This is a genomic window from Planctopirus limnophila DSM 3776 (assembly GCF_000092105.1).
GTDB classification, from domain to species: domain Bacteria; phylum Planctomycetota; class Planctomycetia; order Planctomycetales; family Planctomycetaceae; genus Planctopirus; species Planctopirus limnophila.
In genome coordinates this window covers 3432530-3448321 of sequence record NC_014148.1, presented here as the reverse complement: position 1 = coordinate 3448321, position 15792 = coordinate 3432530, and the positions used below count along the sequence as shown (strand labels likewise).

Sequence of the window (15792 nt, the reverse complement as noted above, 5' to 3'; positions counted from 1 at the left end):
ATGAGTAAGAAGAAAAGAGTACGCACAATTGAAAGTGTTGTAACGCGAATAATTGCCACTTTATCTCCAGAGAATCATACTACTCGAAGCGTTTATATACTTTTCTTGGATTGGTGTGAAAGGAATCATATTGACACAAGCGAAGAATTGATTGCCATATGGAGACTAATGCCAGAGAGATTAAAGTTTTGTGCAATAATTGCCTGCATGGAACTCTCAACACCAATCCCTGCTGATATTGTTAAAGAGGCGTTCAATTCGAGAGCTTCGCTGGTGAACGGCATTGCAAGTGCATACATATCATCTCATGGTCCGGATGAGTTTTTTATAGCGCTATGTGCAAGTTCATTCTATTTGAGACCGACTTCGAGTCGCCTGCATCGCATATCCAGTATGATTGAGTTGTGCAAAATCAAATCCTGCCGTCCAATTGCATTATCAACTGCCCTGCTGCATATCGCATCAAGAAAGCGGTACCCAACAATGATATGCACATCATGGATTACATCGATTGAAAATCACTGTCGTTATGTATTCTCTGAGAGAGAGCAATTTCAAGCAATTGCGACACTTGTTGCTGAGACAACCAGGGACGTGTATGGAACTGCAGACGAAGATGTAAACTATGCTGTTGAGGAAATGACCAAGAATATATAAGGAGGCTGACACAGGTTGCTCGTCTTCGGGCGACCTGTGTCCCAGCGGCACAAGAGGTCTTGCCTGATCTGATAGCGTCTCAAAAACGACCCGCTGAAACCCATTGACTCCACCTGAACCCAGTTCAAACCATTCCCAAACGCCCTCCTGACCCAATTCCACCCCTTCAACCCCGGCCGTCATCCCTGGCGGCCGGTTTCTTTTCCTCTCCCCGCTCCCTTCCGCTCTTCACAATTCCCTCCCCCAACCAGATCCAGCCAAACCCATACTCAACCCTTTCTCTCCCAATCTATCCCCCACCCCATTCCCGAAAGCCCCTCCTATGACCACACGAACGGTCGATACCCCCAACCCCGTCACACCCTCCGCGACACCTGTTTCAAAAGACGGTTTCCCCAAAGTCTTCCGGAGCAGCATTTGGACACAGATCTCTTTCTGGCTGGGGTCAGGACGTTTAATCGGCTAAAGTGAGGGAACTTCACAGAGAGGCGAATCCCTCGCTTTGACCCACAACCTCGATTCCGACTGCTTGAACAGAAACGGCTCGCATGACCTCCCCTCGACCTGTCCGCACACGTTTTGCCCCCAGTCCCACCGGTTACATGCATATTGGCGGCATGCGAACGGCTTTTTTTTGCTGGCTGTGGGCTCGTCATACGGGCGGTACTTTCATTCTGCGGATTGACGATACCGATCAGCAACGAAACGTCAGCGAAGCCCTGCAGCCGATCTTCCGGGCCTTTCAATGGTTGGGACTTGATTGGGACGAGGGGGCCGAGAAGGGCGGCCCCTACGCACCTTACTATCAGTCGCAGCGAACCGGGATCTATCGTGAGGCCATCGATCGACTTCTTGCAGAAGGGAAGGCCTTTAAAGACTTTGATGCTCCCGAAGTCGTGCAGCAGGATCGTGCCGAGGCGGAAGCGGCGAAGCGGAACTATGTCAATATCCGCCGTTCGCTCGAACTGACCCCCGAAAAGATCGCTGAACTCGAAGCGGCGGGGACGCCCTTCGTGGTGCGGTTGCTTGTGCCGCGGGATCAGTCGGTCACCATCCACGACGCCGTCCGCGGAGAAGTCACCTGGGATTGCGGCACCATGCCCGATCCGGTCCTCATGCGATCCAATGGCACGTTTCTCTACAACTTTGCCTCGGTGGTCGATGATGCCGCCATGAAGATCACACATGTGATTCGGGCCGAAGAGCATTTGACGAACACCTGCGTGCAGACTTTACTTTTTCGCGCTTTGGGTTGCGAGCCGCCGGTCTTCGCACACATTCCGTTCATCACCTCGCCGGGCTCGACCAAGAAGCTCAGCAAACGCGACCTGGATAAACTTCGAAATGTCCCGGCACTCAAGAAGCTGTTTGACCGCGCGGACGAGATCGGCCCGAAACTCGGGCTGGGCGATTCGAAAACCTTGAGTCCGGTGATGGTTGAGTACTACGAAAAGATGGGCTATCTACCGGCGGGAATTCTCAATGCCCTGGCTCGATTAGGCTGGTCACTCGATGATAAGACGGAGATCATGGATCTCAACACGATCGTGGAGAACTTTACGCTGGATCGAATCGTCAAAAGTTCCGCAGGTTTTGACGGTGATAAGCTGCAGGCCCTCCAGGCTCACTGGATGAATGTCCTGCCAATCAGCGACAAGGTAGCCGGGGTGAAACCTTATCTCGACAAGATGGGCTGGGCAGCCAGCGATGAGCGGCTGGCAGCCATGCTGGCCGGTATCGGCGATCGATTGAAGATCTTCAGCGATATACTCGACTATCGAGAATTCTTTTCGAATGATGAGACGCTCGAGTTTGAATCCAAGCCGCTCGAAAAACTGCGTTCACAGGCAGGAAGCCGCGAGATGGTTCTGGCACTGCAGTCTCTGCTTCAAGATGCTGAATCATGGCAGGCGACAGCTTTGGATCAGCTGGTGCATCAATGGGCAGAACAGCAGAGTCATAAAATTGGTCAAGTGGTTGCCCCGTTGCGACTGGGAGTCACCGGCCGAGGTTCAGGAATTGGTCTGTTCGACGCCATGGAATTGATTGGTCAGACGAGTTGCCTGCTTCGGTTATCCCGGCTGGCTGAAAAACTGGTATAACATGGCTATTGTCATGGATTGCCAGCGAAACTCGATTTTCATCGAAGGATGAAAGGCCCAGCGTCATCTGTGATTTTTGCGACGGGATTGGTGACAGGCTGGCTTGTGAATTCATCAGCAGTAGGGGAGCGTGGGATGGAAGCGACAATCCCGGGGTTCAAAACAATCGATCTGCCTTGGCATGAATTAGAGCTTTGGGTCGATCCTTTTGGCCGATTGCTGGCAGCATGGCCTGGCAAACCACCCGTCATTGTCGAGCCTGTCCGCAGCTTTCCCTGGAGTTCGCCCGCAAATCACATTGCGCTCGTTGATGAAAAGGGGCTCGAATGGGGCTTGATTCCCTGTCTGGATCTGCTGCAGACAGGCCCTCGGCAAATGATCCTCAATGCTCTGGAACAACGCGATTTTGTGCCAGAGATTCTGCGAATCGTAAAGACGGAACCGAACTCGCCACCCTGCCATTGGACGGTGGAAACCAATGCCGGCGTGACCGATTTTGAAGTGATTTCACTCGATGATGTCCGGCGTCTTGATTCTGACAGCGTGCTGATCTCAGACTCACAAGGTCTCAGATACCGCGTCTCCGATCATCAGCGGCTGGATACAACCTCCCGCGCGGTGCTCGATCGATATCTTTAACTTCCAGTAGCTAGAACCTCTCAACCCGGAGAGATCTTTTATGCCGATTGATCAAAACGTGATTAAATGTCGAGTGTGTTTCAGGCAACTGGCGATCTTCTCCATGATCGCTACGGTCATAGGCGCAGGGTTGACAATTGCCAGAATCGTCGAGGCGGATGAATCGAAAACTCGTCCGAACATCATCCTGATGATGACTGACGATCAGGGCTATGGCGATCTTTCGCTACATGGAAATCCTGTTGTCAAAACACCTCATCTTGATCAATTGGGCCGGCAGAGTGTGCGATTCGAGCAATTCCATGTCAGCCCGACTTGCGCACCAACGCGTGCCTCCATCATGACCAGCCGTCATGAGTTCAGCAGCGGCGTCACACATACGATTCTGGAGCGAGAGCGACTTTCACTCAAAGCGACAATTCTTCCGCAGTTTCTCAAGCGGGCCGGTTATACGACAGGAATATTTGGTAAGTGGCATTTGGGTGATGAAGATGCTTATCAGCCTGGAAAACGTGGTTTCGATGAAGTGTTTATCCATGGCGGAGGCGGGATTGGTCAGTCATATCCCGGGAGTTGTGGTGATGCTCCTCTCAATAAGTACTTTAATCCAGTGATTCGTCACAATGGAAAGTTTGTGGCGACCAATGGCTATTGTACAAAGGTCTTTGTCGATCAGGCAATTACCTGGATTTCATCCCAACCCGACAATCAGCCTTTCTTCTGCTATATCACCCCGAATGCGCCGCATGCGCCACTCGATTGCCCTAAAGAATATTATGAGCCATATCTTGAGCATGTTCCCGAAGATGTCGCCAGGTTCTATGGCATGATTACTCACTGGGATGATCAATTAGGCCGCCTTCTAAAGGCTTTGGAGGATCGTGATATATCGAAAGATACGATTGTGATTTTTATGACCGACAACGGATCTGCCACCGGGGCCAAACATTTTTCGGCAGGGATGCGGGCGAATAAAGGGACACCTTATGAAGGGGGAATCCGCGTGCCCGCCTTCTGGTCATGGGCGGGACATTGGCAGCCGCAGGTTCGTCAGGAGGTGACTTGCCATTATGATATTCTTCCCACCCTCACTGAGTTGGCGAATGTTCCTGTAGCCGACGACGAAAAACAGTCGTGGCAGGGACGATCACTGGTGCCGCTATTGGCAGGACGCTCGCCGAATTGGCCTCCAAGGCCATTCATCACTCACGTAGGTCGCTGGCCCAAAGAGCATGACCCCAAGCGTGAACCATCGACGTATCAATACGCCAAATGTGCGATCCGGCTGGGAGATTGGAAGCTGATTTCCAATGTGAAACAGGGTGAGCCCCAATGGGAGCTCTATCAGCTTGCGGAAGACCCTGCGGAGAAGATCAACCTGGCAAAAAAGTATCCCGATCGTGTGGAAGAACTCAAGAAGATCTACGACGCGTGGTGGCTTTCAGTTGTGCCAAAGATGGAGAATGAGAGCATCGAAGGACCAGCGGTCAATCCCTTTCACAAAGCCTACTGGGAGCAATATCAAGGCCCCGGCCCCAACCACGCCAATCCGCCAGATGGTTCCCCACGTCCAGCCCAGAAGAGAAAAAGTTCTTCTTGAAGCAGTACTCGATCAGGAAAATTCGAGCCATCGGACTGTGCTCTCCGATTGAACCCAACCTTCATTCAGGCGAGGTAGAACCAAAGACCAATGGACATCACCGGTTAGCAAGAAAAGTCAGCGGAGAGACAGGGATTCGAACCCTGGATACCCTTGCGGGTATGCCGGTTTTCAAGACCAAATGACGTTTTCCGTAACTACTTTAAATAGCAATGAGTTACTTGATGGCCTCAGTAGCCTTGCAGCGCCTGTTGCAGCGCCATTGAATCGACCCCTGTCACCGGCTGACACTCAGAGTCATCAGTCCTCACAGAATGATCGTGAAGTGAGGGCAATCGTCGAAGCCTGGCCAACTCTACCCAGGCACCTCCAGCGGGCGATTCTGGAAATTGTAGGGGGTGCCTCGCCATTGAAAGACTCTGATGTCGTCGCGAGTCGAAAGTAAAGGAAGTCACCCGTTATTTACCTGGTGGGCTCCTCTCGGCAGGCCGTGACTCCACGAATAGAACGTTTCTTCCATTGGATATTTTTAGGTCATATTCATCAAACAACGGTTTGCGACTGGTAAAGGAATTTCTGGAATCCATTGAACACTTTGCCAATCTCTTCGGGGCGTCCCAGGTCGATGACCGCATCCGCGATGGCATTGTTGTATTTGAGTTTCAGCAGTGGGCCGAGTTTGTCCGAGTCCAGTTCGCCCACGCCTTCCTTCACGTATTGCGCCAGCACAAATGCAAGAAATGCCTGCCGCTTGTCATCGAAGTGAGTACTAATTTCCAGCTTTGCACGGGCGGCGCGTTCTTCGCGGGTCAGCGGTGTCAGGGCAAAGGCAACGTGGGCCAACACGTCAAACAGGTCGCTCTTTTCGGCGTCGATGATCCGTTGCATCTCAGCCATCTGGTCGGAGCCGAATCCTTTTTCTGCCAGCCCTTCCAGCAGTTTGGCCCGTGTGTCCGGCGAACTCCACAGCGTTCGTAGTTCGGTCTCGTCGCTGAAGAAGTCGGGGAATTTGCCGTATAGGCTTTGCATGAATTGCTGAGCCGACATGGGTGTTCCATCCGGATGCCAAAAGCTCGTTGCCATCATGTGCTGGATCGTTCGTTCCTTGCCGTCGGCCAGTTTGACCCTTGTGATGCGTTTGCGCTGGCACTTGCACCGCATTTTCCCGCATTGGGAACATGGCTCCCGGGGGCATTCGCACGGCTGTTTGCCGCAATTCGAGCACGGGTTTGGAACACAAACGCATGGGCTTTCCCCGCATTCTTCGCACGGCTGAGAGGGGGGCTTTATGCATTCACAAGGATTCTGTCCACACTTCTCGCATGGTTCATCATCGACTGGTTCGCCGTCCCATTCGGGGTCGGCAAAATGGTGATGAGCCTCGACGAAATCGTAGATCGTAAAGTAATCCTTACCGTCGTAGAGGCGAGTCCCGCGGCCGACGATCTGCTTGAATTCGATGATGGACTTGATTGGCCGCATCAGCACAATATTTCGCACGTTTCGCGCATCGACGCCAGTCGAGAGCTTTTGCGATGTCGTCAGAATCGTCGGAATACTTTTTTCGTTGTCCTGAAAGTCCCGCAGATACTGTTCCCCCAGGCTGCCATCATCTGCGGTCACACGAACACAGTAGTTCGGTTCTTTGCTCGTCTTGATCTGATTGATCAGGTCGCGAACTACCAGCGCATGAATCTGAGTGGCACAGAAGACAAGAGTCTTCTGCCGCTGGTCGATTAACTCCATAAACAACTTCACACGATACGCTTCCCGTTCGCGGATCTCGATGATCGTGTTGAAGTCTTTCTCCTCGTACCGCTTGCCCTCCTCAATCTCTCCTTCGATCAGTTCGTCGTCAGCAGTGTAGATGTAGTTATCCAGCGTGGTGGAAATCTGCTTCACCTTGAACGGCGTCAGGAAGCCGTCGTTGATGCCATCTTTCAGCGAATAGACGTAGACGGGTTCGCCGAAGTATGCATAGGTGTCGACGTTGTCTTTCCGCTTGGGCGTCGCGGTCAGGCCGAGCTGCACGGCAGGAGCGAAATAGTCGAGGATGCCGCGCCAGGTGCTTTCGTCGTTTGCGCCGCCCCGATGGCATTCGTCGATGACAATGAAGTCGAAAAAGTCCGCCGGATATTCGCCGAAGTAGGGGGACGGCTCACCGTTTTTGGGTGGTCCACTCATGAACGTCTGGAAGATCGTGAAGAACAGGCTGCCGTTCTTGGGGACTTTGCCTTTCTTTTTGATTTCGCCTGGTTCGATCCGCACCATTGCATCTTCCGGGAAAGCGGAAAAGGCATTGAAGGCCTGGTTGGCAAGAATGTTTCGATCGGCGAGGAACAGAATGCGTGGACGGCGTGACGGTTCGCGGCTCAGATTCCAGCGGCTCTGGAACAGCTTCCAGGCGAGTTGAAACGCGATGAACGTCTTGCCCGTACCGGTCGCCAGTGTGAGCAGAATTCGCGGCTTCCCGGCGGCGATGGCTTCCAGTACCCGCTCGATGGCGATGTCCTGATAGTAGCGGCCCTGGAAGTAGCCGCCCCGGTCTTCAAACGGAATCGCGGCGAATCGGTCGCGCCAGGCGTTCTGTTCGGCGAAAGTAAGATTCCACAGTTCATCGGGTGTCGGATATCGGGGGACTTCCTCTTCGGTTCCCTCCCGCATGTCGATGCCGTAGATCCCTTGTCCATTGGTCGAGTAAGTGAAGCGAACTTCGAGTTTTTCGGCATAGTTCTTTGCCTGGCCGACCCCTTCGGTCAGTTCTTCATCCCAGGCCTTGGCCTCGACGATAGCGAGTTTTGTATTGCGGTATTCCAACACGTAATCGGCAGTAAGTGATTTCCCGCGCCGGCCAAACCCTTCAAGCCGTCCTGGAGCGATGGGGTACTCCCGCCGAATACGGCTCCCTGCAACGACTCCCCAGCCAGCGGCGGCGAGCGCTGGGTCGATGTGTTCGGCTCTGGTTTCCGCCTCGTTCATGGTGTTCAACCTTCACTGCCGTCTTTGGGTTTTCTTGGCCTTTTCGGCTTCGGAAGTTTCTGAATCTCTTTTGCGGCTTGCTCCAGGTCGTCGTCCACTCGGCGCGGCTGGGAGTCTAAAAACTGTCGATAGCGCGCGTACTCGGCTTCTGCCTTGTTGCGGGCGTCTTCAGCGGAAATTTTTCCAGCGTGTTGCAGCAATTCACGTCCCGACAACTTCAGGAAATCATCCAGTTTGACGATCCAGTCGACCATTGTCATCGGTTTTCGGTTGAGCGCCTGCAGCTCGGCAAATTCGAGATAGGCATTGACGATGCGATTCAAAGCCTGCAGTTCGTCCTCGTTGAGGTAGTTCTTGGCGATTGAGACATCATCTTTGCGGATCACACCGCCCGGACGGGTTGATTTCATTCCCATCAGTGGCTGGTTGGCGTCGGCTCGGCGATGGATCACTTCGGCGGCAGTGTGACCGTGTGCCGCCCAGTGCATTTTGTTTTGCACTGTGGCGAAGAACTCCTGCGAGGTCTCCGTTTTCGGCGAGTAATCGACACTGGTCGCATAAATGTCGAGGACTTTCTGATAGAACCGCCGTTCGCTGGAGCGGATGTCTCGAATGCGTTCCAGCAGCTCGTCGAAGTAGTCTTTTTGACCTTTGCCGGGCGGATTCTTGAGCCGCTCGTCGTCCATCGCGAACCCTTTGACCAGGTATTCGCTCAAGCGGGCCGTCGCCCACTGGCGAAACTGGGTGCCGCGATGACTGCGAACGCGATAACCAACGGCCAGAATGACAGGCAGGCTGTAATGGCGAAGTTTGCGAGTGACTTCGCGGCCTCCTTCGGATCGAACTTGTAAGCAATCCTTACAAGTTGCCCCCTCGTCGAGTTCCCCTTCCCGGTAGATCGCCTTCAGATGGAGTGTCACGTTTTGCGGAGTGACCTGGAACAATTCAGCGATCAGGGCCTGCGTCAGCCAAATGGTTTCGTTCTCGAAGCGGCACTGGATGCGAGTCCTGCCATCTTCGGTCTGGTACAGAATCATCTCGGAGGGAGGTGTTTCGTCGGCCATCTGCGGTTCCTGGAGTGCCCCAGTGAAAACTCGGTCTACTAAATTCGTTGATCAAGCTGTGCCGCACTGGCTAAAGCCTTCGAGAAGTCTCATAGCAATCGGATATCCCTGCCACATACGGTTTCCTTCGATGACTCCCCAACTGGCACCGGCGCGCGTGGTGTTGATGCGGTCGGCTCTGGTTTTGGCTTCGTTCAGAGCATGCATTCTGGATTGCGTTAAAGAGCACAAGTCTTTTCATGTCAATACATTGCGTCTTAGGTGGTTGTGGATTTCCTTTTGCATTAAAGCACTTACGCCCAGAACGGCAGATACCGAGCGTAACGAGTCGAACTGCTTTCAGAATCATCCGCTTTGATCAGACCTTCGTCTTTCGTCGCGGTGATCACCAACGACACGGTTGCAACTTTTGAATCGTCCACTCCGAACCGCTGCCGGAGCGACTGATTTGACATCCGCTGCCCGCTCACGTACTGCAAGCAACAGTGCTGATAGCACGCTCGGATGCGATCCGCCTTTGTCATGACCGGAAAATCTTGATGGGCGAACAGGACAGCCGTGGTTCGCAACTCTCCGGCGCGAAAATCTGGGGCGGGAAGTTGAAACACTTCCGACGCACTGATCACCTTGTCGATGCCACTGCCTTTCTCCTCGCAGATTCCCAGCCGACGCATCAGATCGGCCAGGCGTTCGTTTCGGGAGCGATACTCATCAATGAATCGCTCGACCTGGATCGGTGGAAGTCCGGGATTCGAGATTTCCACTCGATCGTCGTACATCTCGATCATCACGGATGCTCCGGTCATCAGAAAGTCTTGATGAACAAGTGCATTCGCAATAAGTTCGCGAAGGGCTTGCTTCGGGAACATTTTGACTTCTTTTCGCACGGCTTCTTCGATGAACCGATTCTGCGGTGCGGCCGAATGCACAAAGTCCACTAACGCCTCGAATCCTACGGCGTAGCCCCGCATTCCGGGTTTGTCATCTTTTGTCTTGAGTTTGTTCACACCGTCGTAGATCACCACACGGGGCGCTTTCCTTGCCAGTGCGTGCGAGAACCCATCGAGTCTTTTCGCCAGAAGAATGGCAGCGAGGTTCGAAATCTCCCACCCATTCGAGTCGCCTTTGATCAATCCTTCGCTCGCCAATCTTTCCAGAACGCCCGTTCGTTGGGTAGGATAGGGCAACTTCATCAGGTCGAAGTAAGCCTGCGTGTCGAGCAACGCAATGACCTCATCGTCACTGGCATCGGTCTTTGCGGGTTGTGAAAGCCAATTAGGTTGACCTTCGGAAAAGATTTGCCGCAAGCGATCTTCGCTCATCGCGACAAGCTCTTCGCCCGCCCGCATCAGGTAAGCACCTTCGTATTGATAGGCGGTTCCCAAGGGCCGGCTGGGGATATGAAACACGAGAACACGGCCATCGGGATGAGCAACTTCCTCGATTTCGACTCGAAAGTTCAAAGTTTGAAATATCTTCGCGGCCATCTCCACCGGATCGTTGAATGCAGCCGTTCCCACCACTTTGCGAGGTGGAACGTCTTCGATTCCCAGCAGCAAGTGCCCGCCCCCTTCGTTGGCCAAAGCGACGCAATAGCGGAAGAGCTTGCGGTTATCGAATTGGTTCTTGGCCTCTTTGAATTCGAGGTTTTGATGTTCCGAGCGTGCCGCACGCCAGGCGTCGATTTGTTCGGGAGTGGTGATCATGATATGGGCATCTCCTACAGTTCCCCGCTGAAGGCGCGGTGCAGCAGTGACTTTTTCAATTCATCGAGCGCGGCGAGCTTGCGCTGGTAGAGGGATTCGAGGCGTTGGGTTTCTTCGCGGAGATCGTTGGCTGCTTCGACGATTGCTGACTGAACCTGAGTCGGTGGGAGCAATACCGGAAGCTCTTGAATTAGGCCCATGTTCAGTCCAGCCATGATTGCGCCCTTGGCATGTTTCGCTAAGAATGCTTGCGACTGTTGTGCGTGTAGGAAGTAGAGGTGGAGGTAGCTCGGCAAGCACTTTTTCCAGTCAAGCGTGATGCAGCAGATATGCTTTGTATTGATCGCGGTCGGAATGTCGTCCGGAACAACCGCGCAGCGGCCACATGTTCCCATGATCGTTATCAGCACATCTCCGGGATACACTCGGTAGCGCTCAAGCTGGCCGAACTTGTCTTTCGTGATGAACCGGCTTTTTCCCCAGCGGAATTCATTGGCGACGGCGTTGTCGATGCCGAGAACAGCAATACCTTCATCAACGAACTCGCTGTGCAGTAATTGACTACCGAAAGGTCCAGTGCGAATTGAGCCTTTGATTGGCGAGGCAACGTCCTTCACAGTTTTCTCCACCCACCCGTCGCCGCGTTGGGTGAAGACGGCCTGGAGGTGGCTTTCGAAGAGGGCGCGGGCGTTTTGGAGGTTCTTTTCGGCGTTCGCTTTGGCGGTGGCGAGGCCCTCAAACGCTTCGTCAAGAATCCCCACAATCCGCCGCTGCTCGGTCAGCGGGGGAAGCGGTACCTCAATGCATTTGTAAACGTCGCCATTGAGATTTCGAATACCTGTCGAATGGCTCTGCATCGTTTCTGTGACACCAGACAAGTGCGTCCAGAAAAGAAACTTGTGCAGAAAGCGGAAGTCCAACGTTTTCGGATCTTTCACGCGTATCGCAGCTGTGAAGTTGCTGAAGGAAAAATCCCCCGCCCTTTTGTCGAAGAGCGCAACACGTCCTACTGGTTGCTTCGGCCCCCCCCCCGACTTCTCCAAGATTAGGTCGCCAAAGACCAAGCGACGTTTCTCGAATTTCTTTGCCTCAACCTCAATATAGGCAATGTCGGAATCATCTAACGTGCCTTCTTTCGTGAAGTTGGTGTTCCTTATTACGCCAACTGTGACGAAGGGTGGCTTCTCTCCCTTCCAAAGTCCATTATTGAATTCGCAAACGTCGTCTAGCGTCTTGTATATCCATCCAGCCTTCATATCAGCCCCCGGATGGTTTGCAGGACTTCGGCACTCTCGGCGTCCAAGGCGGCGATCTCGTCCATGATCTCTTCGGGGCTGCGATGCGTCACTTCCTCGCCGCCGTGGGGGTTCTTCACCGACAGGTCGAATGTCGATTGGTCGATCGTGGTGGCCTCCACACTCCACGACTTCGGCGAATCGGCGCAGGTCGCCTGCAATTCGATGAACTCAGCCAAATCGGCATCGTTGAGCGGGTTCGTCTTGCCCAGGTTGCGGCCTGGGTCGAGCTGGTAGAACCAGACTTTCCGCGTTGGTGCTCCCTTCTCAAAGAAGAGCACGACGGTCTTCACGCCCGCCCCCTGGAACGTGCCGCCGGGGCAATCGAGCACGGCGTACAGGTTGCAGCTCTCGAGCAGCAGCTTCCGCAAACTCACCGAGGCGTTGTCGGTATTCGAGAGGAACGTGTTCTTGATGACCACGCCGCCCCGTCCCCCCGCTTTCAGAATCTTGATGAAGTGCTGCAAGAACAGGAACGCGGTCTCGCCTGTGCGGATGGGGAAGTTCTGCTGAACCTCCTTTCGTTCCTTGCCGCCAAATGGTGGATTGGCCAGCACCACGTCGACACGATCCTTCTCCTGGATATCCGCGAGGTTCTCCGTCAGCGTATTGGTGTGGACGATGTTCGGCGCTTCGATGCCATGCAGGATCATGTTCATGATCGCGATGACGTAGGCCAGCGACTTTTTCTCTTTGCCGTAGAACGTCTTCTCCTGCAGCGTCTTGGCCTCTTTGGTTGTTAAACCTCGCTTCGCTCTCAGATACTCGAACGCCTCGCACAGGAAGCCCGCCGAGCCGACCGCGCCATCGTAGATCCGTTCGCCGATCTTCGGTTTCACCACTTGGATCATTGCCCGGATGAGGGGACGGGGCGTGTAATACTCGCCGCCGTTCCTCCCGGCGTTGCCCATGTTCTTGATCTTGGCTTCGTAGAGATGCGACAGCTCGTGCTTCTCGGTCTGCGAGCGGAACCGCAGTTCATCGATGTGATCGATAATTTCTCGCAGGTTGTAGCCGCTGGAGATTTTGTTTTTGATCTCGCCGAAGATTTCACCAATTTTGTACTCGATGGTGTTCGGCCCGATGGCTTTCTGCTTGAACCCGTGGAGATAAGGGAAGAGCTTCTCGTTGACGAAGTCGCGCAGGTCGTCGCCGGTCTGTGCCCGGTTGTGATCGATCAGGCCGTCTTTCCCCTTGGGAGCAGCCCACGCCTCCCAGCGATAGGGCGGGTCGAGGATGAAGGTGTACTTCTTCCCCTCCAGGGCGGCTTCGTCGGCTTTGTCCTGTTCCAGCCCGTCGAGATACTTGAGGAAGAGCAGCCAGGAGGTTTGCTCGGTGTAATCGAGTTCGGTCGTGCAACCGGACTCTTTTCGCAGGACGTCGTCGATATTTTTGAAGGCTTGTTCGAACATGCGGTCTGTGGCTCCTAAGGGAGCCCGCAATATATCAGAGGGGTTGGCCTTCATACCATCGATGAGTGTTCTGGAAAACCCGGCATCACTCACGGCCCCTAGTGGAAACCCTCAGATCAGGCGACGGGCACCCCTCAAAGGTGCCAGCCTGGGCTGAGGCGTGTTTCGCTCGGCCTTTCTGGCTTATGAGGCGTGAGGGAACGCAGCGAAGATTCCGGCGCAGCGTAAGCGGAGTCCGGAGATCGGAGCGGAGTGACCGAACGGCCTGCAAGGCCAATAGAAGAGAGATATTTGCAATTATAAATACAAATGATGTAGTGATTACAATTCTGAGAAACTCCCCTAGACAACTGGAAAGTTGCGGATAACCTTTTTTCGGCGGTGTCGAATTCAAGTTGGTAATGATTCTATTGAAATCATGGTTCAAGTTGAATGGGTGCCGTTCAGTTCCAGGATGTTCCTGGGTTGAGAGTTCAGCACAGAGCATGGGATACATTATTTAAAAGCGACAGTTTGTCGCCGAGCTTTCCGCACCGTTGAATGCACCGCTCAGTGGGGGATCGTTTTGCACGGTCTTTTTTGTGGTTACTGCTGAGTCTTTGGTAGCGCGGATATTTTTGTTGATAGGCTCGCCCCCGCCCATGTTTCTGGCCTGTAAAGCAGGCAGCTGAAGCTGTTTCGACAATCGTCGTAAACAGTTTCTTCATTTCAATGGGCGAGCGATTTCATGTGTGACGAGAGTTTCTCGCGCAAGGAGAACAATTCCTGGTGCGATATTCCCCAGAAGTTTTCTTCTGAAGAACACCCAATAGGCGATTCTCAACAAAATCCCATGCAACGGCATGGGGGCGAGGCATTGTCTGTAACACGCCTAGCCCCCTTTACAAATGGGGAGAAGAATCACCTTCCTGTTCCTCTGATTTGCGGCGTTGATACACTCGACCTGGGCCTTTACATCGAGTGGAGTTCAAACTGGTCGGATCTGACTCAGATTCTCGATCAAGCCAAGGAGCAGGCCGCAGGAACTCAAGGTGTTCCGATCTTTGGCGATCATTTCCTCATCCTCCCCAGTGGTAAGCCACCCAGCTATCGCTGGCATCTCCAATGGCCGGAGTTTCATCTCTATCTGGGACGCAGTGCTGAACCTTACAGAAACACTCCCAATGGTTATGTTTCGATCAATGCGAAAACGCTCTGGTCGATGGGAATCTCCAGTGCGGTCAATCTGATGGTTCGTTGGATTGAGCTTCTGGAAGGAAAAGTGCGATCGATCAAACCGAGCCGGTGTGATCTGGCCGTTGATCTTCAACTCAAAGACCCTCTGAGTCTGCCATTTCTCCTGAGTCATCGAGTCCCGCAGCATGTGCAGCATTCTCACAATATGACTGGCGATTCACTGGAGACGTTTTATCACGGCGCCAAGAAATCACCGATTCAATTGAGAATCTATGACAAGGGCCTGGAAGTTCTCAAAGGGGGTACCAAGCTCTGGTTCTACGAGCTTTGGAATGTTGAGCCGGAAACGCATGTCTGGCGAATTGAGTATCAGCTACGCCGGGAGATTCTCAAACAGTTTGGCATTGATCAACTGGATCATCTGATTGAGAAAGTCGGGGGATTATGGCAGTACCTCACCGAAGACTGGTTCTCTCTGCGGGCACAAGATGACTGCAACACGAGCCGCCGCACAGTGCTTCCCTGGTGGGAGGTCGTGCAATCATGTGCCGATCAATTCGGGTCATTGATGAATCTGGAGCGAACGCTTGATACCGCTTCTGCTGACAGCACCTGGTATGTGAACCACGTCGCTGGCTGCCTGGTGGGATATGCCGCAAGAGAACGGTTACTCACGCTACAAGACGCACTGGCCTCCATGTCTGATCAAGTGCGTTGGTATTTCGATCAACACGACTTTCAAAGCAAGCTCGCTGTGAAATCGATTCAACTGGGTTACCCGGGGAGTTCCGGGGGCACAGAAATCGATACCTCTACTTCCGGAAAGGAATCCGAATCATGAGTCGAGAACGCAAAGCCCGTAGAGATCGAAAACGTTTATTGATGATTTTGGAAGATTTCAAACCGATGGTTGTTCTCTTCGCAGCAAAAGAAGGCCTTCGAATCAGATCGGACAACGAGGCTTTCGAGTACTTGCAGGAGCTTTTTCAACGAGGAGTGATGATCGACAATAAAGTCGATCCAGTAACCGGCCTTATTGAAATTAGCGTCATCCTAAGCCGTTTGGATACTCAAGAAGAAGGTATCTCCTTCGATGAATTGGAAACCATAATGAGGCGAGCGAGCTAGGTATTTATGGCTTGTAATGTGGGTGTTAAAAACT

Annotated in this window: 12 protein-coding genes; 6 read left to right on the top strand and 6 right to left on the bottom strand. The window is 53.2% G+C overall.

What is annotated here, in order from left to right; translation table 11 throughout:
* The 4 genes from PLIM_RS24195 (at position 1) to PLIM_RS13660 (ending at position 4998) form a co-directional block, all read left to right on the top strand.
* Positions 1-657: a hypothetical protein gene (locus PLIM_RS24195; RefSeq protein WP_148227110.1), complete on the top strand. Its 657-nt coding sequence runs from the start codon at positions 1-3 to the stop codon at positions 655-657.
* A 548-nt stretch (positions 658-1205) separates the two neighbouring features.
* A complete protein-coding gene (gene gltX, locus PLIM_RS13670) occupies positions 1206-2759 on the top strand; it encodes a glutamate--tRNA ligase (RefSeq protein WP_013110913.1) in 1554 nt (517 codons plus the stop codon).
* A 135-nt stretch (positions 2760-2894) separates the two neighbouring features.
* Positions 2895-3398: a DUF1854 domain-containing protein gene (locus tag PLIM_RS13665; protein WP_013110912.1), complete on the top strand. Its 504-nt coding sequence runs from the start codon at positions 2895-2897 to the stop codon at positions 3396-3398.
* A gap of 40 nt (positions 3399-3438) precedes the next feature.
* A complete protein-coding gene (locus PLIM_RS13660; protein ID WP_013110911.1) occupies positions 3439-4998 on the top strand; it encodes an arylsulfatase in 1560 nt (519 codons plus the stop codon).
* A 543-nt stretch (positions 4999-5541) separates the two neighbouring features.
* Here the strand turns inward: PLIM_RS13660 and hsdR are convergent.
* From hsdR to PLIM_RS13635, 6 genes are all read right to left on the bottom strand, one after another.
* Positions 5542-7977: an EcoAI/FtnUII family type I restriction enzme subunit R gene (gene hsdR / locus PLIM_RS13655; RefSeq protein ID WP_013110910.1), complete on the bottom strand. Its 2436-nt coding sequence runs from the start codon at positions 7975-7977 to the stop codon at positions 5542-5544.
* 5 nt (positions 7978-7982) lie between these two features.
* Entirely contained in the window at positions 7983-9041 is a 1059-nt protein-coding gene (locus PLIM_RS13650; RefSeq protein ID WP_013110909.1) for a virulence RhuM family protein, read from the bottom strand.
* A 51-nt stretch (positions 9042-9092) separates the two neighbouring features.
* Complete coding sequence (locus PLIM_RS24430) at positions 9093-9248, bottom strand: hypothetical protein (RefSeq protein ID WP_013110908.1); 156 nt, start codon at positions 9246-9248, stop codon at positions 9093-9095.
* Between the two features lie 86 nt (positions 9249-9334).
* Complete coding sequence (locus tag PLIM_RS13645; protein ID WP_013110907.1) at positions 9335-10747, bottom strand: ATP-binding protein; 1413 nt, start codon at positions 10745-10747, stop codon at positions 9335-9337.
* 14 nt (positions 10748-10761) lie between these two features.
* A complete protein-coding gene (locus PLIM_RS22965; RefSeq protein ID WP_013110906.1) occupies positions 10762-12003 on the bottom strand; it encodes a restriction endonuclease subunit S in 1242 nt (413 codons plus the stop codon).
* Positions 12000-13454, bottom strand: a complete 1455-nt coding sequence (locus PLIM_RS13635; RefSeq protein ID WP_013110905.1) for a class I SAM-dependent DNA methyltransferase — start codon at positions 13452-13454, stop codon at positions 12000-12002. Before PLIM_RS13635 ends, PLIM_RS22965 begins: the two co-directional genes overlap by 4 nt.
* A gap of 856 nt (positions 13455-14310) precedes the next feature.
* Here PLIM_RS13635 and PLIM_RS22960 point away from each other — a divergent pair.
* Both PLIM_RS22960 and PLIM_RS13625 read left to right on the top strand, forming a co-directional pair.
* Positions 14311-15471: a replication initiation factor domain-containing protein gene (locus PLIM_RS22960; RefSeq protein ID WP_148227108.1), complete on the top strand. Its 1161-nt coding sequence runs from the start codon at positions 14311-14313 to the stop codon at positions 15469-15471.
* Entirely contained in the window at positions 15468-15758 is a 291-nt protein-coding gene (locus tag PLIM_RS13625; protein ID WP_013110903.1) for a hypothetical protein, read from the top strand. Before PLIM_RS22960 ends, PLIM_RS13625 begins: the two co-directional genes overlap by 4 nt.
* Positions 15759-15792 lie beyond the last annotated feature (34 nt).

Excerpts from the sequence above, each read along its gene's own strand:
- PLIM_RS24195 (WP_148227110.1), top strand. The coding sequence starts at position 1 with ATGAGTAAGAAGAAAAGAGTACGCACAATTGAAAGTGTTGTAACGCGA.
- gltX (WP_013110913.1), top strand. The coding sequence starts at position 1,206 with ATGACCTCCCCTCGACCTGTCCGCACACGTTTTGCCCCCAGTCCCACC.
- PLIM_RS13665 (WP_013110912.1), top strand. The coding sequence starts at position 2,895 with ATGGAAGCGACAATCCCGGGGTTCAAAACAATCGATCTGCCTTGGCAT.
- PLIM_RS13660 (WP_013110911.1), top strand. The coding sequence starts at position 3,439 with ATGCCGATTGATCAAAACGTGATTAAATGTCGAGTGTGTTTCAGGCAA.
- hsdR (WP_013110910.1), bottom strand. The coding sequence starts at position 7,977 with ATGAACGAGGCGGAAACCAGAGCCGAACACATCGACCCAGCGCTCGCC.
- PLIM_RS13650 (WP_013110909.1), bottom strand. The coding sequence starts at position 9,041 with ATGGCCGACGAAACACCTCCCTCCGAGATGATTCTGTACCAGACCGAA.
- PLIM_RS24430 (WP_013110908.1), bottom strand. The coding sequence starts at position 9,248 with ATGCATGCTCTGAACGAAGCCAAAACCAGAGCCGACCGCATCAACACC.
- PLIM_RS13645 (WP_013110907.1), bottom strand. The coding sequence starts at position 10,747 with ATGATCACCACTCCCGAACAAATCGACGCCTGGCGTGCGGCACGCTCG.
- PLIM_RS22965 (WP_013110906.1), bottom strand. The coding sequence starts at position 12,003 with ATGAAGGCTGGATGGATATACAAGACGCTAGACGACGTTTGCGAATTC.
- PLIM_RS13635 (WP_013110905.1), bottom strand. The coding sequence starts at position 13,454 with ATGTTCGAACAAGCCTTCAAAAATATCGACGACGTCCTGCGAAAAGAG.
- PLIM_RS13625 (WP_013110903.1), top strand. The coding sequence starts at position 15,468 with ATGAGTCGAGAACGCAAAGCCCGTAGAGATCGAAAACGTTTATTGATG.